We start from the raw sequence: 19,154 nt of genomic DNA, 5'->3' as shown, positions 1-19,154 counted from the left end.
GTGTGTAGTAACAACCTACGGGGAAGCACCCCCCCCGCCCGCCCCCCCCCCCCCCCCCCCCCCCCCCCCCCCCCCCCCCCCCCCCCCCCCCCCCCCCCCCCCCCCCCCCGCCGGGGTGCCGTCGTCAGGCCCGGCCGGCCTCGACCGGCTCCTCGGCCGACTCCTCGGCCGGGGAGAACTCCAGGTGCCCCTCCCCCACCGAGACGCGCACCCGCTGACCGCGCCGGACCCGCCCGTCGAGCAGCAGGCGGGACATCGGGTTGTCGACCTCGCGCTGGATGACGCGCCGCAGCGGCCGGGCGCCGAACTCGGGCTGGTGCCCGCGCTCGGCCAGCCAGTCGACGGCCTCCGGGTCGAACTCCAGCGTGATGTCCTGGGCGGCCATCCGGCGACGGGTCTCCTCCAGCAGCAGGTCGGTGATCCGGCGCAGCTGCTCGGTCTCCAGCTGCTGGAAGACGACGATCTCGTCGATCCGGTTGAGGAACTCGGGCCGGAACGACTCGCGCAGCCGGCGCATGAGCCGTTCGCGCAGCCCGGCGTCGGCGGCCGCGGCGTCCCCGGTGCCGAAGCCGAGCGGGGTGTTGCGGCCCTGGATCAGCTCGGAGCCCAGGTTGCTCGTCATGATCAGCACGGTGTTCTTGAAGTCGACGGTCCGGCCCTGGGAGTCGGTCAGCCGCCCGTCGTCCAGGACCTGGAGCAGGGTGTTGAAGACGTCGGGGTGGGCCTTCTCGACCTCGTCGAGCAGCACCACCGAGTAGGGCCGGCGCCGCACGGCCTCGGTGAGCTGGCCGGCGTCCTCGTAGCCGACGTACCCGGGCGGCGAGCCGACCAGCCGGCTGACCGTGTGCCGCTCCTGGAACTCGCTCATGTCCAGCCGGATCATCCGGTCGGAGTCGCCGAACAGCGCCTCGGCCAGCGCCCGGGCCAGCTCGGTCTTGCCGACGCCGGTGGGGCCGAGGAACAGGAAGCTGCCGATCGGGCGGTCGGGGTCGGCCAGCCCCACGCGCGAGCGGCGGACCGCCTCGGCGACGACCGCCACGGCCTCGTCCTGGCCGACCACCCGCTGGTGCAGGTGCTCCTCCAGGCCGAGCAGCCGCTGCATCTCCTCCTGGGTCAGCTGGCTGACCGGGATGCCGGTGGAGCGGGAGACCACCTCGGCGATGTCCTCGACCTCCACGCAGGGCACCCCGGCGTCGCCGCCGGCGCGGGCCTGCTCCAGCCGCTGCCGGGCCGCGGCGAGCTCGTCGCGCAGCTCGGAGGCGCGCTCGTACTGCTCCGCGGCGACCGCCTGGTCCTTCTCCCGCTCCAGGCGGGCGACCTCCTGCTCCAGGCCCTGCAGGTCGGTCGGCGGGGTCTTCACCCGGCGGCGCACGCGGGCGCCGGCCTGGTCGATGAGGTCGATCGCCTTGTCCGGCAGGTGCCGGTCGGGGACGTACCGGTCGGCCAGCTCGACGGCCGCCACCAGCGCCTCGTCGGTGAACCGCACCTGGTGGTGGGCCTCGTAGCGGTCGCGCAGCCCGCGGAGGATCTCCACGGCGTCCTCCACCGACGGCTCGGGCACGAGGATCGGCTGGAAGCGCCGCTCGAGGGCGGCGTCCTTCTCGATGTTGCGGCGGTACTCCTCGAGGGTCGTGGCGCCGATGACGTGCAGCTCGCCGCGGGCCAGCGCCGGCTTGAGCATGTTGCCCGCGCCGCCCGACCCCTCCGAGGCCCCGGCGCCGACGACGGTGTGCAGCTCGTCGATGAAGACGACGACCTCGTCGGAGTGCTCGCGGATCTCGTCGATGATCTTCTTCAGCCGCTCCTCGAAGTCGCCGCGGTAGCGGGTGCCGGCGACCAGCCCGGTCAGGTCGAGCTCGACCACGCGGCGGCCGCGCAGGGTGTCGGGGACGTCGTCGGCGGCGACCTGCGCGGCGATGCCCTCGACGATCGCGGTCTTGCCGACGCCGGCCTCGCCGATGAGCACGGGGTTGTTCTTCCGCCGGCGGGAGAGCACCTCGAGCGTCTGCTCGATCTCGTCGTCCCGGCCGATGACCGGGTCGAGCCGCCCGTCGCGCGCCATCTCGGTGAGGTCGCGGCCGAACTCGTCGAGCGTCGGGGTGCCCGACGGCGGGCGGCCGCCGCCCTGGCCCGGGGCGCCGCTCCCGCCGCCGCCCCCGCCGGTGGCGGCCTGCTGGAGCGCCTCGGGCGTGATGCCGCGGGCGCGCAGCGCCTGCCCGCCCGGGGACTCCGGGTTGACCGCCATGGCGAACAGCAGGTGCTCCGGGCCGATGTAGGTGGACCCGAGCGCGCGGGACACCTGGTGGGCGTCGAGCAGCGTGCGCTTGGCGGCCGGGGTCAGGGCGGGCGGCTCGGCGCGCGGCTCCCCGCGGGGCGGCTCGCCGTCCAGCTGGCGGCGCAGCTCGTCGGGGTCGGCGCCCGCCCGGGACAGCAGGGTGCGAGTCGGCTCGTCCCCGGTCATCGCCCAGAGCAGGTGCTGGGTGTCGAGGTCGGCGTGCCCGGTCTCCGCGGCGTGCCGGGCGGCCGCGGTGAGCAGCTGCCTGCCGTGCTGGGTGAGCAGCTGGAGGAGGTCGATCCGCCGCGGGCCACCGCCGCCCAGGTACCGGGCGAGGAACTCGTCGAAGGGGCCACCGGAGAAGTACGCGCTCGTCATGCCACTCGATCCGTGAGGGAGGTCTCGCCGCCGTCGCTGGGCGGTCCGTCGTCCTGCCCTACCCCGGCCCGGCGACCGCCTAGCATCGGGTCGTGCCGGTCCTGCCCGCCTCGTTCTCGTCCCGCACGGTCTCCCGGGTGGCCCTGGCCAACGCGGTCGCCAACGGGCTGATCGTCGTCACCGGCGGGGCGGTGCGCCTGACCGGCTCGGGGCTCGGCTGCCCGACGTGGCCGCGCTGCACCGACGAGAGCTTCGTGGCGACCTCCGAGCTCGCCGGGCACGGGGCGATCGAGTTCGGCAACCGGCTGCTGACGTTCGTGCTGGCCGCCGTCGCCGTCGCGACCGTGGTGGTGGTGTGGCGCTCCCCGCGGCGCGACCTGCGCCGGCTCGCCGTCCTCGGCTTCCTGGGCATCCCGGTGCAGGCCGCGCTGGGCGGGATCACGGTGCTGACCGGCCTCAACCCGTGGACGGTGGCGGCGCACTTCCTGCTGTCGGCCGTCCTCGTCGCGTTCATGACGGTGCTGTACCTGCGCAGCCGGGAGCCCGGGGTGGGCCAGCTGCTGGTCCGCCGCCCGTTCGCGCTGCTGGTCAACGGCATCGCCGCGGCCACCGCCGCCGTCCTGGTGCTCGGCACCGTCGTGACCGGCAGCGGGCCGCACAGCGGCGACCTGACCGAGGACGCCGACGGGGACCTCCGGGTCGGCCGGATGGGCTTCGACCCCGAGCTGGTCAGCCAGCTGCACGCCGACGTCGTCTTCCTGCTCGTCGGGCTGACCGTCGCCCTGCTGGTCGCCCTGTACGCGACCGACACCGCCGGGCGCACCCGCCGGGCCGCCCGGGACCTGCTCGTGGTGCAGGTGCTGCAGGGCGTCGTCGGCTACGTGCAGTACTTCCTGCACCTGCCCGCGGCGCTGGTGCTGCTGCACATGCTGGGCGCCGTGCTGGTCACCGCCTACACCGCCCGCCTGGTCTGGTCGGTCCGCGGCCCGGCCTCCGAGCACCCCCTCGAGGCGCAGCAGGAGCCGACCCCCGCGAGCACCGTGCACTGACGACCCGCTCGAGCGATCGAGTGGTCAGCCCCCGCACAGTGCCCGTGCAGAGAAACGTCGAGAGCCGGGACCCTCCCCCGGAGCCGGGTACGGCACGTCGAGCCGAGGGTCCGGGTGAGCCGGGCACGGCGGGCAGCTGGGGTGGACCGATCGCGGGGGCCCGGAGGGTCCCCCGATCGGGACACGGGCAGCGGCTCAACGGCCGTCGGGGACGGCCGTTGGCCGCGGTGCGGTCCGGAGGACCGCAATCAGAAGAGCACGTCGATCGCGATGGCGATCGAGATCAGCGTCATCTGCGTGATGGACACCGAGAACAGCCGCATCGGCCGGTCCGGGACGCCGGCGCGGATCCGACCGAGCCACTGGTGGGACTCGATCACGTACCAGGCGCCGAGCAGCCCGCCGCCGATCGCGAAGGCCCAGCCCAGCACCGGGGTGATCGACCCCATGAGCAGGGTCGCGCCCAGCGTGGCCCACGCCCAGGCCACGGACTGCCGGCCGACGCTCTCCGGACCGGCCACGACCGACAGCATCGGCACGCCGGCGCGGGCGTAGTCGTCGCGGAACCGGCTGGCCAGCGCCCAGAAGTGCGGCATCTGCCAGCAGAAGACGATGGCGAAGAACACGACGGCCGGCCACGCCAGCGAGCCGGTCACCGCGGCCCAGCCGATGAGCACCGGCGCGGCCCCCGGGAAGGCGCCGAAGACGGTGTTGTGCCGGGTCCGGCGCTTGAGGACCATCGTGTAGACGATCGAGTAGGCCAGGATCGCGACCGCGGCGAGCGCGGTGGCCAGCGGCGTCGTCTCGAACCACAGGATGGCCAACGACGCGGCGGCCAGGACCAGGCCGAAGACGAGCGCGGCCCGCGGGGTGACCGCCCCGGAGGGGATGGGCCGGGTGCGGGTGCGCGACATCAGCCGGTCGATGTCGCGGTCGTACCAGCAGTTGAAGGTGTTCGCGGCGCCGGCGGCGAGCATGCCGCCGACCATGGTGGCGGCGACGAGCCGCCAGGAGGGCCAGCCGTCGGCGGCGAGCATCATCGCCGGCAGCGTGGTGACCAGCAGCAGCTCGACGAGCTTGGGCTTGGTCAGCGCGACGTAGGCGCCCACCACCGAGGTGACGCTGCGGGTGGAGACCGCCGGGCGCTCGGAGACCGCGGTCACCGGAGGGCCTCCCGAGGGCACGGGGTGCGGGGCTCCACCGGCGACGGAGACAGCACGGGGTCCCTTCCGGCCGGGTGTCGAACGCACCAACTGTAGCCCGCTGCCACCCCCGCGACGGGCGCGGATGACTAGGGTCGTGCAGGTTGGTGCTGCGGGTGCAGCGGGTAGGGCGGGGTCGCGACGACGAGGTCGGCGACGGCGCGGTCGTCGGTCCGGCGTCGGGGCCGGGGGCCACCGGGTCCCCGAGTCCGCCGGTCGCCGCACCGCACACCGTCCGCCGCCCGGGCTCGGTCCCCGACCCGGAGCGACCGACCCGGCCGACCGAGGGAGCAGCGCCACGATGACAGGCGAGACCAAGAGCACAGCGGCCGAGGCCCCGGCCGAGGCCGCGACCGACAGCCCCACCGGGGACCCGCGCCAGCCGCGGCCGACCCTCCCCGAGGACTTCGGCGACCTGGACCGCCGGGCGATCGACACCGCCCGCGTCCTGGCCATGGACGCCGTCCAGAAGGTGGGCAACGGCCACCCCGGCACGGCGATGAGCATGGCGCCGACGGCCTACCTGCTGTTCCACAAGTGGCTGCGCCACGACCCGTCCGACCCGAACTGGGTGGCGCGCGACCGCTTCGTCCTGTCGATGGGCCACTCCAGCCTGACGCTGTACGTGCAGCTGTTCCTCTCCGGCTACGGCCTGGAGGTCGAGGACCTGCAGGCGCTGCGGACCTGGGGCTCCAAGACCCCTGGGCACCCCGAGGTCAACCACACCCCCGGCGTCGAGACGACCACCGGCCCGCTGGGGCAGGGCGTCGGCAACGCGGTCGGCATGGCGATGGCCGCCCGCCGCGAGCGCGGCCTGCTCGACCCCGACGCCCCCGAGGGCGAGAGCCTGTTCGACCACACCATCTGGGCCTTCTGCTCCGACGGCGACCTCGAGGAGGGCGTCAGCGCCGAGGCGTCGTCGCTGGCCGGCACGCAGCAGCTGGGCAACCTGGTCCTCGTCTACGACGACAACAGGATCTCCATCGAGGACGACACGACCGTCGCCTTCACCGAGGACGTCGGCAAGCGCTACGAGGCCTACGGCTGGCACGTGCAGCACGTCGACGACGGCGAGGACCTGGCGGCGGTCGACGCCGCGTTCGCCGCCGCGAAGGCCGAGACCTCCCGGCCGTCGATCATCGTGCTGCGGACGATCATCGCCTGGCCCGCGCCGAACAAGCAGAACACCGGCGCCGCGCACGGCTCCGCCCTCGGGGACGACGAGGTCCGCGCCACCAAGGAGGTGCTCGGCTTCGACCCCGAGCGCACCTTCCAGGTCGACGACGAGGTCCTCGCCCACGCCCGCTCCGTGGTGGACGCCGGCAAGCAGGCGCACGCCGAGTGGCAGGAGCGCTTCGACGCCTGGGAGCAGGCGAACCCCGAGCGCGCCGAGCTGCTGGCCCGCATGCGCGAGCGCCGGCTGCCCGAGGGCTTCGGCGCCGACCTGCCGACCTACCCGGCCGACGAGAAGGGCGTGGCCACCCGCAAGGCCAGCGGCAAGGCCCTGGCCGCGCTGTACCCGGAGCTGCCCGAGCTGTGGGGCGGCTCGGCCGACCTGGCCGAGAGCAACAACACCGCCGTCGAGGGCGAGCCGTCGTTCCTGCCGGCCAACCGCCAGACGAAGATGTGGTCCGGCGGCCCCTACGGGCGCACCCTGCACTTCGGCGTCCGCGAGCACGCCATGGGCGCGATCATGAACGGCATCGCGCTGCACGGTGGCACGCGCGTCTACGGCGGCACCTTCCTCACCTTCTCCGACTACATGCGCGGCGCGGTGCGGCTGGCGGCGCTCATGCAGCTGCCGGTGGTCTACGTGTGGACCCACGACTCCATCGGCCTGGGCGAGGACGGCCCGACCCACCAGCCCATCGAGCACTTCGCGGCGCTGCGGGCGATCCCGGGCCTGGACGTCGTCCGCCCGGCGGACGCCAACGAGGTCTCGGTCGCGTGGCGCACGATCCTCGAGAACAACGACCGGCCCGCGGGCCTGCTGCTGTCCCGGCAGAACCTGCCGGTGTTCGACCGGGAGCAGTTCGGGTCCGCCGAGGGCACCGCGCGCGGCGCCTACGTGCTGGCCGACGCGTCGAACGGGAACCCCGAGGTCATCCTGCTCGGCACGGGGTCCGAGGTGCAGATCGCGGTCGCCGCGCGCGAGCGGCTCGAGGCCGACGGCGTCCCGACCCGCGTGGTGTCGGTGCCCTGCGTCGAGTGGTTCGCCGACCAGGACCAGGCCTACAAGGACGAGGTCCTGCCGCCCACCGTGCGCGCCCGCGTCAGCGTCGAGGCCGGGGTGCCGATGGGCTGGCGCGAGTTCGTCGGCGACGCCGGCCGGATCGTCGGGCTGACCCACTACGGGGCCAGCGCCGCGTACGCGGTCCTCTACGAGGAGTTCGGCCTCACGCACGAGGCGGTCGTCGCGGCCGCGCGCGAGAGCATCGAGGCCGCCGCCTCGGGGAACGCCGTCCCCGCCGGGCCGGTTGCAGCGACCGGCGGGCTCCCCCACCCCACCGGCGACCGCTGAGCGGCCGCCCCACCGACACACTGGAAGGCATCCGCCATGGCACAGAACGAGAACCTCGCCGAGCTCTCCTCGGCCGGGGTCGCCGTGTGGCTCGACGACCTGTCCCGCGACCGGATCCGCAGCGGCAACCTGCAGTCGCTGGTCGACGAGCACAGCGTCGTCGGCGTCACGACCAACCCGACGATCTTCGCCGCGGCGATCAGCGGGTCGGAGTCCTACGACGACCAGCTGCACGCGCTGGCGGTGCGGCAGGTGAGCGTCGAGGAGGCGCTGCGCACGATCACCGCCGCCGACGTCCGCGACGCCTGCGACCTGCTCGCCCCGGTGGCGCAGCGGCAGCCCGGCGACGGCCGGGTCTCGCTGGAGGTCGCGCCGGGCCTCGCGCACGACATCGACGCCACCGCGGCCGAGGCCGCGCACCTGTGGTGGCTGGTCGACCGCCCGAACCTCTACATCAAGATCCCCGCGACGGTGGAGGGCCTCCCGGCCATCCGCACGTCGATCTCCCGGGGCATCAGCGTCAACGTCACCCTCATCTTCAGCCCCGAGCGCTACCGCGACGTCATGGACGCCTACCTCGGCGGCCTGGAGGACCGGCTGGCCGAGGACCCCGACGCCGACCTGTCGGGCATCGCGTCGGTCGCCTCGTTCTTCGTCTCCCGCGTGGACACCGAGATCGACAAGCGGCTCGAGAAGGCCGGCGCCGACGCCTCCCTGAAGAGCCGGGCCGGCGTCGCCAACGCGCAGCTGGCCTACCAGGCCTACGAGGAGGTCTTCTCCTCCGACCGCTGGAAGGCGCTGGAGGCCAAGGGGGCGCGCCCGCAGCGGCCGCTGTGGGCCTCCACCGGGGTCAAGAACCCCGAGCTGCCCGACACCCTCTACGTCAGCGAGCTGATCGCCCCCGGCACCGTCAACACGATGCCGGAGAAGACGCTCAAGGCCTACGCCGACCACGGCACGCCCGGCACCCCGGTGCAGAAGGCCTACGAGGACGCCGCCGCGGTCATGCAGTCCGTCCGGGACGCCGGCGTCGACCTCGACGACGTCTTCCGGGTGCTCGAGGACGAGGGCGTGAAGAAGTTCGTCGACTCCTGGGACGAGCTCACCGCCTCGGTGAAGAGCGAGCTCGAGGACAAGAAGTGAGCCCGTCCCCCCGGGACGAGGAGTAGCAGCACCAGCACCACAGCAGCCGCCCCGGCCGCCGTCCGGTCTCCCGCAGCACCGGACGGCGGCCCTGCGACCCGAGGACGGACCGATGATCGTCAACCCGCTGCGTGACCCCCGGGACCGGCGGCTGCCCCGGGTCCCCGACCCGTGCGCCCTGGTGGTCTTCGGCATCACCGGCGACCTGGCCCGCAAGAAGCTGCTGCCGGCCGTCTACGACCTGGCCAACCGCGGCCTGCTGCCGACGAACTTCGCGCTGCTGGGCTTCGCCCGCCGCGACTGGGGCGACCAGGACTTCGCCGAGCTGGCCCGCGACGCCGCGCGCAAGGCCGCCCGCACGCCGTGGCGGGAGGAGGTGTGGGAGCGGCTGGCCGGCAGCGTCCGGTTCGTGCAGGGCTCGTTCGACGACGACAACGCCTTCGACGAGCTGGCCAACGCCCTCAACGACCTCGAGAGCAGCCACGGCATCGGCGGCAACGCCGCGTTCTACCTCTCCATCCCCCCGGCGATGTTCCCGGTGGTGCTCAAGCAGATGCAGCGCACCGGGATGGCCGAGAGCACGCCCGACCGCTGGCGGCGGGTCGTGGTGGAGAAGCCCTTCGGCACCGACCTGGAGTCCAGCCGCGAGCTCAACGAGCTGGTCGACTCGGTCTTCAGCGCCGACGACGTCTTCCGCATCGACCACTACCTGGGCAAGGAGACCGTCCAGAACCTGATGGCGCTGCGGTTCGCCAACACCCTGTTCGAGCCGATCTGGAACGGCCACCACGTCGACTCGGTGCAGATCACCATGGCCGAGGACGTCGGCATCGGCGGGCGGGCGGGCTTCTACGAGAAGACCGGCGCGGCCCGCGACGTGCTGCAGAACCACCTGCTGCAGCTGCTGGCGCTGACGGCGATGGAGGAGCCGGTCGAGTTCTCCGCCGAGGAGATCCGCACCGAGAAGCTCAAGGTGCTGCGGGCGATCTCCCTGCCCGAGGACATGCGGACCGCCGCCATCCGCGGCCAGTACGAGCAGGGCTGGCTGGCCGGGCAGCGGGCGCAGAGCTACCGGGAGGAGGAGGGCGTCGACCCGGGGTCGACGACCGAGACCTACGCCGCGGTGCGGCTGGGGGTGGAGACCCGCCGGTGGGCCGGCGTGCCGTTCTACCTGCGCACCGGCAAGCGACTCCCCCGCCGGGTCACCGAGATCGCGCTGGTGTTCAAGCGCGCCCCGCACCTGCCCTTCGCCGACACCGACACCGAGGAGCTGGGCAACAACCAGCTCGTCGTCCGCGTGCAGCCCGACGAAGGGGTCACCCTCAAGTTCGGGTCGAAGGTGCCGGGCAGCGTGATGGAGGTCCGCGACGTCTCGATGGACTTCCTCTACGGCGAGCAGTTCACCGAGGCCAGCCCCGAGGCCTACGAGCGCCTGCTCCTCGACGTCCTGCTCGGCGACGCGACGCTGTTCCCGCGCAACGCCGAGGTCGAGGCGTCGTGGGCGGTGATCGACCCGCTCGAGGAGTTCTGGGAGGGCACCACGCCGCACCCCTACCGCGCCGGGGAGTGGGGGCCGCGCGCCGCCGACGAGATGCTGGCCGCCGAGGGCCGCCGGTGGCGTCGTCCGTGACCCCGCCCCACCCCACCCGAGACAGGGAGACCCGATGACGACCCTCTGGGACACCACCGGCTCCGCCGTCGTCAAGGAGCTGGCCGCGCAGCGGCGGACCGGCGGGGCGGTGCTCTCCGGCGTCGCCCTGACCCTGGTCGTCGTCGCTGACGAGGACCGCGTCGCCGAGGCCGAGGAGGCGGCCACCGCGGCCGCCGAGCAGCACCCCTGCCGCATCCTCGTGGTGGTCCGCCGCCAGATCGAGGCGCCGGTGCCGCGGCTGGACGCCGAGGTGCTCATCGGCGGGCGGCTCGGCCCCGGCGAGGCCGTGGTGATGCGCATGTACGGCAGGCTGGCCCTGCACGCCGAGTCGGTCGTCCTGCCGTTGCTCGCCGCGGACGCCCCGGTCGTCGCCTGGTGGCACGCCCCCGCGCCCGAGCGGATGCAGACCGACGCGCTCGCGGTCATCGCCGACCGCCGGATCACCGACAGCTCCCTCGCCGAGGACCACCTGGCGGCGCTGCGCACCCGGGCCAGCGACTACGCGCCCGGTGACACCGACCTCGCCTGGACCCGCGCCACCCCGTGGCGGGCGGCGCTCACGTCGACGCTAGACGCGGTCTCCGGCCGGCGCGGCGACGCCGTACGGGTGCTGGGCGGCCGCGTCGAGGGCGACCCGGGCAACGCCTCGGCCCGGCTGCTCGCCGGCTGGCTGTCCTCGCGCAGCGGCAGCACGCTCGAGGTCGTCGAGGGCGGGCGCCGGCCGGGCCCCAGCGGCGTCGACTCGGTCGTGCTCCAGCTCGACCAGGAGGAGGAGGTCGCCGTCCGCTCCGACCGGCGCGGCGGCGCCGTGCTGACCCAGCCCTACCGGCCCGACGCCACGGTGGCCCTCCCGGACCGGCCGCTGGGCGACCTGCTGGGCGAGGAACTGCGCCGCCTCGACCCCGACGAGCCCTACGCCGAGGCCCTGGAGGCCGCCACCGGCATCACCGGCCTGTCGGCCCGGTCGCCGGTGCGCGAGCACGTGTGGTTCGACCCGGCCCGGCCCGACGACACCGTCGAGCGGAACGGCAACGGCAACGGCAGCGGGAGCGGGGACGGCGCGGGTGCCGGTGCGCCGACCGTGCCCGGCGACTCCGAGGGCACCGACGAGGTGGCGCTCGACGGCGAGCGCAACGCCGAGGAGCCCTCCGACCCGTCGGCGCCCGTGGCATGAGCCTGTCCCCCGGCGACCGGATCGCCGCCGAGCTGGGCCAGGACGCCGACCGGCCCGTGCCCGACGTCGTCGTCCAGCCCGACGCCGACACGCTGGCCCGCGCCGTGGCCGCGGCCCTCGTCGCCCGGCTGGCCGCGGCGCAGGCCGTGCACGGCACCGCCTCCGTCGTCCTCACCGGCGGCGGCATCGGCACCGCGGTGCTGCGGCACGTCGCCGAGCTGGCGGCCGAGCCGGTCCGCGAGCGGGTCGACTGGACCGCCGTCGACGTGTGGTGGGGCGACGAGCGCTTCGTGCCCGCAGGCGACGCCGAGCGCAACGAGGGCGGCGCCCGGCAGGCGCTGCTCGACCCGGTCGGGGTGCCCGCCGAGCGGGTGCACGCCATGCCGGCCGCCGACGCCGGCTTCGACACCCCCGAGGCGGCGGCCGAGTGGTACGCCGGTGAGCTGGCCGCCGCCGCGGGCGAGGGCGGGTCGCTGCCGCGCTTCGACGTGCTGCTGCTCGGCATGGGCCCGGAGGGGCACGTCGCGTCGATCTTCCCCGACTCCCCCGCCGTCCGGGACGAGCGGCCGGTGGTCGCCGTGCGCGACTGCCCCAAGCCACCGCCGACGCGGGTGAGCCTCGGCTTCCCGGCGATCGCCTCCGCGGAAGAGGTCTGGCTGCTCGTGTCCGGCGAGGGCAAGGCCGAGGCGGTGGCCCGCGCGCTGGGCGGCGCCCCGCGCGAGGAGGTCCCGGCCGCCGGGGTGCACGGGCGGCGGGCGACCCGCTGGCTGCTCGACGCGGCGGCCGCGAGCCGGCTGCCCGGGGCGGAGGACGGCGCGGCCGACCAGCGCGTCTAGTCCGCTGCAAGACCGCGGCAAGGCCTCGGCCCGAGGCTCGCCGCATGACCGCTCAGGGCACTCCGACCGGCTCCCGTACCCGCGACCTGCTGCGCGACGTCCGCCCGGGCGACCGCTGGCTGGCCGCCGTCGCGCACCCGGACGACGAGGCGTTCGGCTGCGGCTCGGTCCTCGCCCGGGCCGCGCTGCTCGGCGCCGACGTGACGATCGCGTGCGCCACCCGCGGCGAGGCCGGCGAGGTCCGGCCCGGCGGCGACCCCTCCGGCGACCTGGGCGCCGTCCGCGAGGCCGAGCTGCGGGCCGCCGCCGAGCGGCTGGGCGCCGCCCGCGTCGAACTCCTGGGCTGGCGCGACTCCGGCTTCGACGGCGACCCGGAGCCGGGCACGCTGTGCGCCGCGGACGTCGACGAGGTGGCCGCCGTCCTGGGCCGCCTGGTCCGCGAGCTGGTCCCCGACGTCGTGGTCGTGCTCGACGGCAGCGACGGGCACCGCGACCACCTGCACGTCCGCGCGGCGGTCCGGACGGCGCTGCGGGCGCTGCCGGAGCCGCGCCCGCTGCTGTTCGAGCACTGCCTGCCGAACGCGCTCATGCGCCGGTGGCTCACCGAGGTGCGGGCACTGCGCCCGGACACCGTCTACCTCCAGCTCGACCCGGCGACCCTCGGCCGGCCGGACGCCGAGGTCACCGACGTGCTCGACGGGACCGCCGTGCTGGACCGGCGTACCGCGGCGATCGCCGAGCACCGGTCGCAGACCTCACCGTTCGACGGGCTCAGCGCCGACCTGCAGCGGGCCTTCCTGGCGACCGACCACCTGGCCCGCGTCGACCTGGACCGCGTCGACCTGGACCGCGCCGACCTGGACCGCGCCGACCTGGACCGAGCCCTCGACTGAGCCGCGCCCGCCCCGCCCGCTCCACCCCACACCCCGGAGGAACGCCATGACCGCCGTCCTGCCCGCCGACCGCCCCACCGCGGCCCCGGCGCCGCTGGAGTCCGTCGTCCCCGCCGCGCCGGCGAGCCGGCCCGTCCCGACGGAGCCGGCCGGCCGCTGGCCGCGGTACTGGGACCACGAGGCCGCCGCCTGGCGGCCGTGCCCGGTCCTCGACGGCTGCTGACCCGGTCACCGGTCCCGGCGGGTGCCCGCGACCGCGGGGCACCGGCCGGCGGCTCAGGCGCCGCGGCGGGCCCGGAGCTTGGCGAGGGCCTCCTCGAGGAGGGCGTCGCCGTCGGCGTCGGTGCGGCGCTCGCGCACGTAGGCCAGGTGGGTCTTGTACGGCTCGGTCCGCGGGGCCGGCGGCGGGGCCGCCTGGTCCTGGCCGGCCGGCAGGCCGCAGCGCGGGCAGTCCCAGAGCTCGGGGACCTCGGCGTCGGAGGCGAAGGCCACCCGCGTCTCGTGGGCCTGGGCGCACCAGAAGGCCACGCGCCGGCGGGGCGCCGCCTCACCGCGCTCGGCCTCACCCATCGGTCCCGCACCGACCCGCGTGCCCCGGATCGCGTTCCCACCAGCCACGAGTGCCCCCTGCTGGACTCCAGCCCGACTCGGCGCGGTCGCGCCGCCGACGGGAGTCTAGGGCCTGGGCAGGGGGTTCCAGGTCACGTTTTCGCGCCGTATCCGGCCCGGTACGCGGGGTGGGGCGGGCGTCAGGCCTTGACCAGGATGCCCAGCGCCACGACGCAGACGGCCCAGATGAGGCCGGTGAACACGGTCAGCCGGTTGAGGTTCTTCTCCACCACCGACGAGCCGGACAGCGACGCGGAGGCCGCACCGCCGAACATCGAGGACAGGCCGCCGCCCTTCCCGCGGTGCAGGAGGATCAGCACCACGAGGAGCACGCTGGTGAGGACCAGCAGCACGTTGAGGACGAGCTCGACCATGGGACCAGGGTAACCGAGCCGGCCGGCTCCCCCGGGGAGCCACCCGGCGGGCCGCGACGCCGGCTCAGCGGACGCCGGCGGTAACCAGGTCGTAGCCGCTGAAGGGCTCCATGACGACGGCGTTGCGCAGCCGCTGCCCGGCGAGCAGCTGCACGCGGGTCTCGGCCAGCGGCACGTAGGCGCCCGTCGCGGTGGCCGCGGCGGCGACCTCCCCCCAGGCCGGGCGGGCCGCGTCGGCGTCGGGGCCGACCGCGACGGCGGCGTCCACCAGCCCGTTGACGCCCTCGTCGACGAGGCGGGCGTAGTTGGTGTTGCCCACCCGGCTCACCTGCCGGCCGTCGACCAGCGGCACCAGGAACGCCCCGGGCGTGGGCACCACCGCGTTCCAGGTGGCCAGCACCATGCCGAAGCCCTGGGCCCGCACGTTGTCGGGGTCGCCGACGTCGGTCGCGTAGAAGCTCGCCGCCGGGAGGGGCCGGACCTCGACCTCGATCCCCACCTCGGCGAGCTGGCGGGCCAGCTCCTCGGCCACGGCGACGCTCGCCGAGGCGTCGGCCACGGCCAGCACGGTCGAGAAGCCGTCGGGCAGGCCGCACGCCGCGAGGGCCTCGCGCGCTGCGGCCGGGTCGGCGCCGGGGTGGGTCTCCTCCGGGCCGCCGCCGAGACCGGCCGGCCACAGCCGGGAGGTGGCCAGGGCGTCGTCCTCCCCGCCGAGGACCTCCCGGACGGCGCCGCGGTCGATCGCGGCGCCGACGGCCGCCCGGCAGTCCGCGTCGTCCATCGGGGCGACGTCGGTGGGCAGGGCCAGCAGCCGCACCGCGCCGGTGGTCACCTCGTCCACCCGGTCGGCCAGCGGCACGTCGCCCGCGGTGCCGTCGGCGAGCCGCGCCTGGGTGGGCATGGTGACGCCGGTGGCGGAGACGTCGACGTCGGCGGAGCCGGCGAGCAGCGCCTGGTCGCGCTCGAGCCCGCTCAGCCCGGTGCGGACGACGACCTGGTCGGGCAGGGCGGTGCGCACGTCATCGGTGGCGGGGTCCCACTCCGGGTTGCGGTCGAGGACGATGCCGGCCTGCGGGTCCACGGAGGTGATCGCGTACGGGCCGGAGCTCACCGGGTCGGCGCCGTAGGCGTCGAGGGTGTCGGAGGCGATCGGCACCGGGCTGCTCGAGGGCAGCGCGAGGACGACGTTGAAGTCGGGGGCCGCCGTCCGCAGCCGGAAGGTGATGGTGCGGTCGTCGGGGGTCTCGATCGAGGCCAGCCCGAGCTTGTCCGGGGTCTCGTCCTGGTAGGGCCCCGGATACGGGTTGGCCGGGTCGTCGAGCAGGTCCACGACGGTGGTGGGCCCACCGACGATCACGTCGGAGGCGAACGACCGCTCGATGCCGTACTTGACGTCGCGGGAGGTGATCGGCTGCCCGGTCTCGAACCGGACGCCCTCGCGGAGGGTGAAGGTCCAGGTCAGGCCGTTGTCCGGGGTGGTCCCGAGGTCGGTGGCCAGGTCCGGCACCAGCGCGTCGGTCTGACCGGGCACCGACGAGTACGTGACCAGCGTCCGGGTGTAGAGCCGCATGAGGTTCCACACGCCGGGCGAGTAGGAGCGCTGCGGGTCGAGGCTGTCGATCTCGCCGGCCACGACGCGCAGGGTGCCGCCCTCGGCGTCCGACGGGGACCGGACGCCGTCGACGGCGGCGTCGGCGCCGTCCCCGAGGACCGGCACCGACGCGCCGGCGTCCCGGCCGCCGCCGCAGCTGACCACCACGGCGACGACCAGGACGGCGACGACGGCGAGGCCGAGGACCCGGCCGCGGGTGCCGCGCAGCCACGACGGGCGCCGCTGCGCCACCCGCTCCAGCGTGCTGACCACGTCCCCCGCTCCCCGCCACCGCGGGCAGCGGTCAGCTGCCGTCGGCGGCGATCCGACAGATCTGCGCGAACTCGTCGGCGTCCAGGCTGGCGCCTCCGACGAGCGCACCGTCGACGTCCGGCCCGGCCAGGATCCCGGCCGTGTTGGCGGCCTTCACCGACCCTCCGTAGAGGATACGGACGGTGGAGGCCGTCTCCGGGCCGAAACGCTCGGCGAGCCGGGATCGGAGTGCGCCGCACACCTCCTGCGCGTCCTCCGGGGTGGCCACCTCGCCGGTGCCGATGGCCCACACCGGCTCGTAGGCGAGCACGATCCCGCCGCCGGACCCGGCACCCCCGCCGGGGCCCGCCTGCTGCACCTGCTCGGCGGTCAGCCCCTCCAGCGCGGCGTCGAGCTGGCCGGTGCAGTGCCCGACGTGCGTGCCGGCGCGGCGGACCTCCAGCCCCTCCCCCACGCACAGGATCGGCACCAGGCCGTGCCGCTGCGCCGCCTGCACCTTGCCGGCGACGACCGCGTCGTCCTCGCCGTGCAGCACGCGCCGCTCGGAGTGCCCGACGACGACGTACGTGCAGGCCAGGGCGGCGAGCATCGCGCCGCTGACCTCACCGGTGTAGGCGCCGGAGTCGTGCAGCGACAGGTCCTGGGCGCCGTAGCCGACCTCCAGCTTGTCGCCGGCGACCAGCGTCTGGACGCTGCGCAGCGCGGTGAACGGCGGCAGCACGACGACCTCGGCGGCCCGCAGCTGGGGCTCCTTGAGGGAGAAGACGAGCTTCTGCACCAGGCCGATGGCCTCCAGGTGCGTCATGTGCATCTTCCAGTTGCCGGCGATGAGGGGACGGCGCCCCTCGCGCGGCGCCGGGGCCGGGGTGCGCGCCATCAGGCGGCCCCGTCCCCGGCCAGCACCGCGAGGCCCGGCAGCTCCCGGCCCTCGAGGTACTCCAGCGACGCGCCGCCGCCGGTGCTGATGTGCCCGTAGGCCGACTCGTCCAGCCCGAGCACGCGCACCGCCGCGGCCGAGTCGCCGCCGCCGACGACCGACAGGCCCGCCACGGCCGCGACCGCCTCGGCGACGCCGCGGGTGCCGGCCTGGAACGGCGCCAGCTCGAACACGCCCATCGGGCCGTTCCAGAAGACCGTGCGGGCGTCGCCGAGCTCGCGGCCGAACGCCTCGACGGTCCGCGGTCCGACGTCCAGGCCCATCCGGTCGTCGGGGATGGCGTGGACGTCGACCACGGAGGTCTCCGCGTCGGCGCTGAAGGCGGAGGCGGCGACGACGTCGACCGGCAGCACGATGCGGTCGCCGGCCTCGGCCAGCAGCCGCCGGCAGGTGTCGACCTGGTCGGCCTCGAGCAGCGAGCTGCCCACGCCGTGGCCCTGCGCGGCGAGGAAGGTGAAGCACATCCCGCCGCCGACCAGCAGCCGGTCGACCTTGGGCAGCAGCGCCTCGATGACCGCCAGCTTGTCGCTGACCTTGGAGCCGCCGAGCACGACCACGTAGGGCCGGTCCGGGTCGGTGGTGAGCCGGGTCAGGACGTCGAGCTCGGTGGCCACCAGCCGCCCGGCCACGTGCGGCAGCCGCAGCGCGACGTCGTAGACCGACGCGTGCCTGCGGTGCACCGCGCCGAACGCGTCGTCGACGTAGACGTCGGCCAGGGCGGCCAGCCGGTCGGCCAGCTCCCCGCGCTCGGCGTCGTCCTTCGACGTCTCGGCCGCCTCGAAGCGGACGTTCTCCAGCAGGAGGACGTCGCCGTCGGCGAGGGCGGCGGCCTTCGCGCGGGCGTCGTCCCCGGCCACGTCGGCGGCCAGCGGCACCTCGGCGCCGAGCAGCTCACCGAGCCGCGCGGCCACCGGGGCGAGGGAGAACTGCGGGTCCGCGGCGCCCTTGGGCCGGCCGAGGTGGGCGGCCACGACGACGCGCGCGCCGCCGTCCCGCAGCGCCTGCAGGGTCGGCAGGCTGGCGCGGATCCGCCCGTCGTCGGTGATCGCCCGGGTCTGCTTGTCCAGCGGGACGTTCAGGTCGGCGCGCACGAGCACGCGCCGACCCGAGACGCCCTCGGCCAGGAGGTCGTCGAGGGAGCGCATCGTCCGCGTCAGAGCGAGGCGCCGACGAGCTCGACCGAGTCCACGAGCCGGTTCGAGTAGCCCCACTCGTTGTCGTACCAGCCGAGCACCTTCGCCATCGGGCCGAAGACCTTGGTCAGCCCGGCGTCGTAGATGCAGGACGAGGGGTCGGTGACGATGTCGCTGGAGACGATCGGCGCGTTCGTGTACTTGAGGAAGCCCTTGAGCGGGCCGTCGGCGGCCTCGCGGTAGGCGGCGTCGATCTCGTCGGCCGAGGCCTCGCGGGTCAGCTGGACGGTCAGGTCGGTCGCCGAGCCGGTGGGCACCGGGACGCGGACGGCGTACCCGTCGAGCTTGCCCTGCAGCTCCGGCAGGACGAGGCCGATGGCCTTCGCGGCACCGGTCGAGGTCGGGACCATGTTGAGCGCGGCGGCGCGGGCGCGGCGCAGGTCCTTGTGCGGGCCGTCCTGCAGGTTCTGGTCGGCGGTGTAGGCGTGGATGGTGGTCATCAGGCCGCGCTCGATGCCGAACGCGTCGTTGAGCACCTTGGCCAGCGGGGCCAGGCAGTTGGTGGTGCAGGACGCGTTGCTGATGATCGTCTGGCTGCCGTCGTACTTCTCGTGGTTGACGCCCATGACGATGGTCAGGTCGTCACCGGTGGCCGGCGCCGAGATGATGACCTTCTTCGCGCCGCCGGCGTCGACGTGCTTGCGCGCGTCGTCGGCCTTGGTGAAGAAGCCGGTGGACTCGACGACGACGTCGACGCCGAGGTCGCCCCACGGCAGGGCGGCGGGGTCGCGCTCGGAGAGCACCTTGATGGTGGCCCCGCCGGCCTTGATGCCGTCGTCGGTGGCCTCGACGTCCTCGGGCAGGACGCCCAGGATGCTGTCGTACTTGAGCAGGTGGGCGAGCGTCGCCGGGCTGGTGAGGTCGTTCACCGCCACGATCTCGACGTCCTTGCCGCTGGCGGCCGCGGCCCGCCAGAAGTTGCGGCCGATGCGCCCGAACCCGTTGATGCCGACCCGTACCGTCACTGCTGGACCTCCCGAGATCCGTCGACTGCGGCGGCGGACCGTGCGGGGCGCACGACCGCGCGTCGGCGAGAACCCTAGCGGCCGGGCCCG

The 19,154-nt window shown here is 75.0% G+C and carries 16 protein-coding genes; 8 read left to right on the top strand and 8 right to left on the bottom strand.

What is annotated here, in order from left to right:
• Window positions 1-124: 124 nt before the first annotated feature.
• Window positions 125-2,653 carry an ATP-dependent Clp protease ATP-binding subunit gene (locus ACI8AX_RS12870; protein WP_456550216.1) on the bottom strand — a complete coding sequence of 843 codons (2,529 nt, stop codon included), beginning with the start codon at window positions 2,651-2,653 and terminating at the stop codon, window positions 125-127.
• A 92-nt stretch (window positions 2,654-2,745) separates the two neighbouring features.
• On the opposite strand from ACI8AX_RS12870, the gene ACI8AX_RS12865 reads away from it, so the two are divergent.
• On the top strand, window positions 2,746-3,702 hold the full coding sequence (locus tag ACI8AX_RS12865) for a COX15/CtaA family protein (RefSeq protein ID WP_456550215.1): 957 nt from the start codon (window positions 2,746-2,748) through the stop codon (window positions 3,700-3,702).
• A 248-nt stretch (window positions 3,703-3,950) separates the two neighbouring features.
• Here ACI8AX_RS12865 and ACI8AX_RS12860 read toward each other — a convergent pair whose 3' ends face one another.
• On the bottom strand, window positions 3,951-4,865 hold the full coding sequence (locus ACI8AX_RS12860) for a heme o synthase (protein WP_456550214.1): 915 nt from the start codon (window positions 4,863-4,865) through the stop codon (window positions 3,951-3,953).
• Window positions 4,866-5,205: 340 nt separating this feature from the next.
• On the opposite strand from ACI8AX_RS12860, the gene tkt reads away from it, so the two are divergent.
• The 7 genes from tkt to ACI8AX_RS12825 all read left to right on the top strand — a co-directional run bounded on the left by tkt (window position 5,206) and on the right by ACI8AX_RS12825 (window position 13,345).
• Window positions 5,206-7,425 carry a transketolase gene (gene tkt, locus ACI8AX_RS12855; protein ID WP_456550213.1) on the top strand — a complete coding sequence of 740 codons (2,220 nt, stop codon included), beginning with the start codon at window positions 5,206-5,208 and terminating at the stop codon, window positions 7,423-7,425.
• Window positions 7,426-7,461: 36 nt separating this feature from the next.
• Window positions 7,462-8,568 (top strand): transaldolase, encoded by a 1,107-nt coding sequence (tal, locus tag ACI8AX_RS12850; protein ID WP_456550212.1) that lies wholly within the window; start codon window positions 7,462-7,464, stop codon window positions 8,566-8,568.
• 112 nt (window positions 8,569-8,680) lie between these two features.
• Window positions 8,681-10,198: a glucose-6-phosphate dehydrogenase gene (gene zwf, locus ACI8AX_RS12845; protein WP_456550211.1), complete on the top strand. Its 1,518-nt coding sequence runs from the start codon at window positions 8,681-8,683 to the stop codon at window positions 10,196-10,198.
• 34 nt (window positions 10,199-10,232) lie between these two features.
• Complete coding sequence (locus tag ACI8AX_RS12840) at window positions 10,233-11,393, top strand: glucose-6-phosphate dehydrogenase assembly protein OpcA (protein WP_456550210.1); 1,161 nt, start codon at window positions 10,233-10,235, stop codon at window positions 11,391-11,393.
• Window positions 11,390-12,229, top strand: a complete 840-nt coding sequence (pgl, locus tag ACI8AX_RS12835) for a 6-phosphogluconolactonase (protein WP_456550209.1) — start codon at window positions 11,390-11,392, stop codon at window positions 12,227-12,229. Before ACI8AX_RS12840 ends, pgl begins: the two co-directional genes overlap by 4 nt.
• Window positions 12,230-12,273: 44 nt before the next feature.
• Window positions 12,274-13,122: a PIG-L deacetylase family protein gene (locus tag ACI8AX_RS12830; protein WP_456550208.1), complete on the top strand. Its 849-nt coding sequence runs from the start codon at window positions 12,274-12,276 to the stop codon at window positions 13,120-13,122.
• Window positions 13,123-13,168: 46 nt separating this feature from the next.
• Window positions 13,169-13,345, top strand: a complete 177-nt coding sequence (locus tag ACI8AX_RS12825) for a hypothetical protein (protein ID WP_456550207.1) — start codon at window positions 13,169-13,171, stop codon at window positions 13,343-13,345.
• Between the two features lie 53 nt (window positions 13,346-13,398).
• Here the strand turns inward: ACI8AX_RS12825 and ACI8AX_RS12820 are convergent, their stop codons facing one another.
• From ACI8AX_RS12820 to gap, 6 genes are all read right to left on the bottom strand, one after another.
• A complete protein-coding gene (locus tag ACI8AX_RS12820) occupies window positions 13,399-13,740 on the bottom strand; it encodes an RNA polymerase-binding protein RbpA (protein WP_456550206.1) in 342 nt (113 codons plus the stop codon).
• Window positions 13,741-13,871: 131 nt separating this feature from the next.
• Window positions 13,872-14,105, bottom strand: coding sequence for a preprotein translocase subunit SecG (secG, locus tag ACI8AX_RS12815; protein ID WP_456550205.1), 234 nt, complete (start codon window positions 14,103-14,105; stop codon window positions 13,872-13,874).
• Window positions 14,106-14,169: 64 nt separating this feature from the next.
• Window positions 14,170-15,969 carry an ABC transporter substrate-binding protein gene (locus tag ACI8AX_RS12810; RefSeq protein WP_456550204.1) on the bottom strand — a complete coding sequence of 600 codons (1,800 nt, stop codon included), beginning with the start codon at window positions 15,967-15,969 and terminating at the stop codon, window positions 14,170-14,172.
• Window positions 15,970-16,000: 31 nt separating this feature from the next.
• A complete protein-coding gene (gene tpiA, locus ACI8AX_RS12805) occupies window positions 16,001-16,846 on the bottom strand; it encodes a triose-phosphate isomerase (protein WP_456550203.1) in 846 nt (281 codons plus the stop codon).
• Entirely contained in the window at window positions 16,846-18,051 is a 1,206-nt protein-coding gene (locus ACI8AX_RS12800) for a phosphoglycerate kinase (RefSeq protein ID WP_456550202.1), read from the bottom strand. The genes tpiA and ACI8AX_RS12800 overlap by 1 nt, the downstream gene beginning before the upstream one ends.
• 8 nt (window positions 18,052-18,059) lie before the next feature.
• Window positions 18,060-19,064, bottom strand: coding sequence for a type I glyceraldehyde-3-phosphate dehydrogenase (gap, locus tag ACI8AX_RS12795; RefSeq protein WP_456550201.1), 1,005 nt, complete (start codon window positions 19,062-19,064; stop codon window positions 18,060-18,062).
• Window positions 19,065-19,154: the final 90 nt, after the last annotated feature.

This window comes from Blastococcus sp. SYSU D00813 (assembly GCF_054050735.1).
This window is presented reverse-complemented; position numbering and strand designations above follow the sequence as displayed.

Coding starts and splice junctions, on each gene's coding strand:
- ACI8AX_RS12870 (WP_456550216.1), bottom strand. CDS start 2,653: ATGACGAGCGCGTACTTCTCCGGTGGCCCCTTCGACGAGTTCCTCGCC.
- tkt (WP_456550213.1), top strand. CDS start 5,206: ATGACAGGCGAGACCAAGAGCACAGCGGCCGAGGCCCCGGCCGAGGCC.
- tal (WP_456550212.1), top strand. CDS start 7,462: ATGGCACAGAACGAGAACCTCGCCGAGCTCTCCTCGGCCGGGGTCGCC.
- zwf (WP_456550211.1), top strand. CDS start 8,681: ATGATCGTCAACCCGCTGCGTGACCCCCGGGACCGGCGGCTGCCCCGG.
- ACI8AX_RS12840 (WP_456550210.1), top strand. CDS start 10,233: ATGACGACCCTCTGGGACACCACCGGCTCCGCCGTCGTCAAGGAGCTG.
- pgl (WP_456550209.1), top strand. CDS start 11,390: ATGAGCCTGTCCCCCGGCGACCGGATCGCCGCCGAGCTGGGCCAGGAC.
- ACI8AX_RS12830 (WP_456550208.1), top strand. CDS start 12,274: ATGACCGCTCAGGGCACTCCGACCGGCTCCCGTACCCGCGACCTGCTG.
- ACI8AX_RS12825 (WP_456550207.1), top strand. CDS start 13,169: ATGACCGCCGTCCTGCCCGCCGACCGCCCCACCGCGGCCCCGGCGCCG.
- secG (WP_456550205.1), bottom strand. CDS start 14,105: ATGGTCGAGCTCGTCCTCAACGTGCTGCTGGTCCTCACCAGCGTGCTC.
- tpiA (WP_456550203.1), bottom strand. CDS start 16,846: ATGGCGCGCACCCCGGCCCCGGCGCCGCGCGAGGGGCGCCGTCCCCTC.
- ACI8AX_RS12800 (WP_456550202.1), bottom strand. CDS start 18,051: ATGCGCTCCCTCGACGACCTCCTGGCCGAGGGCGTCTCGGGTCGGCGC.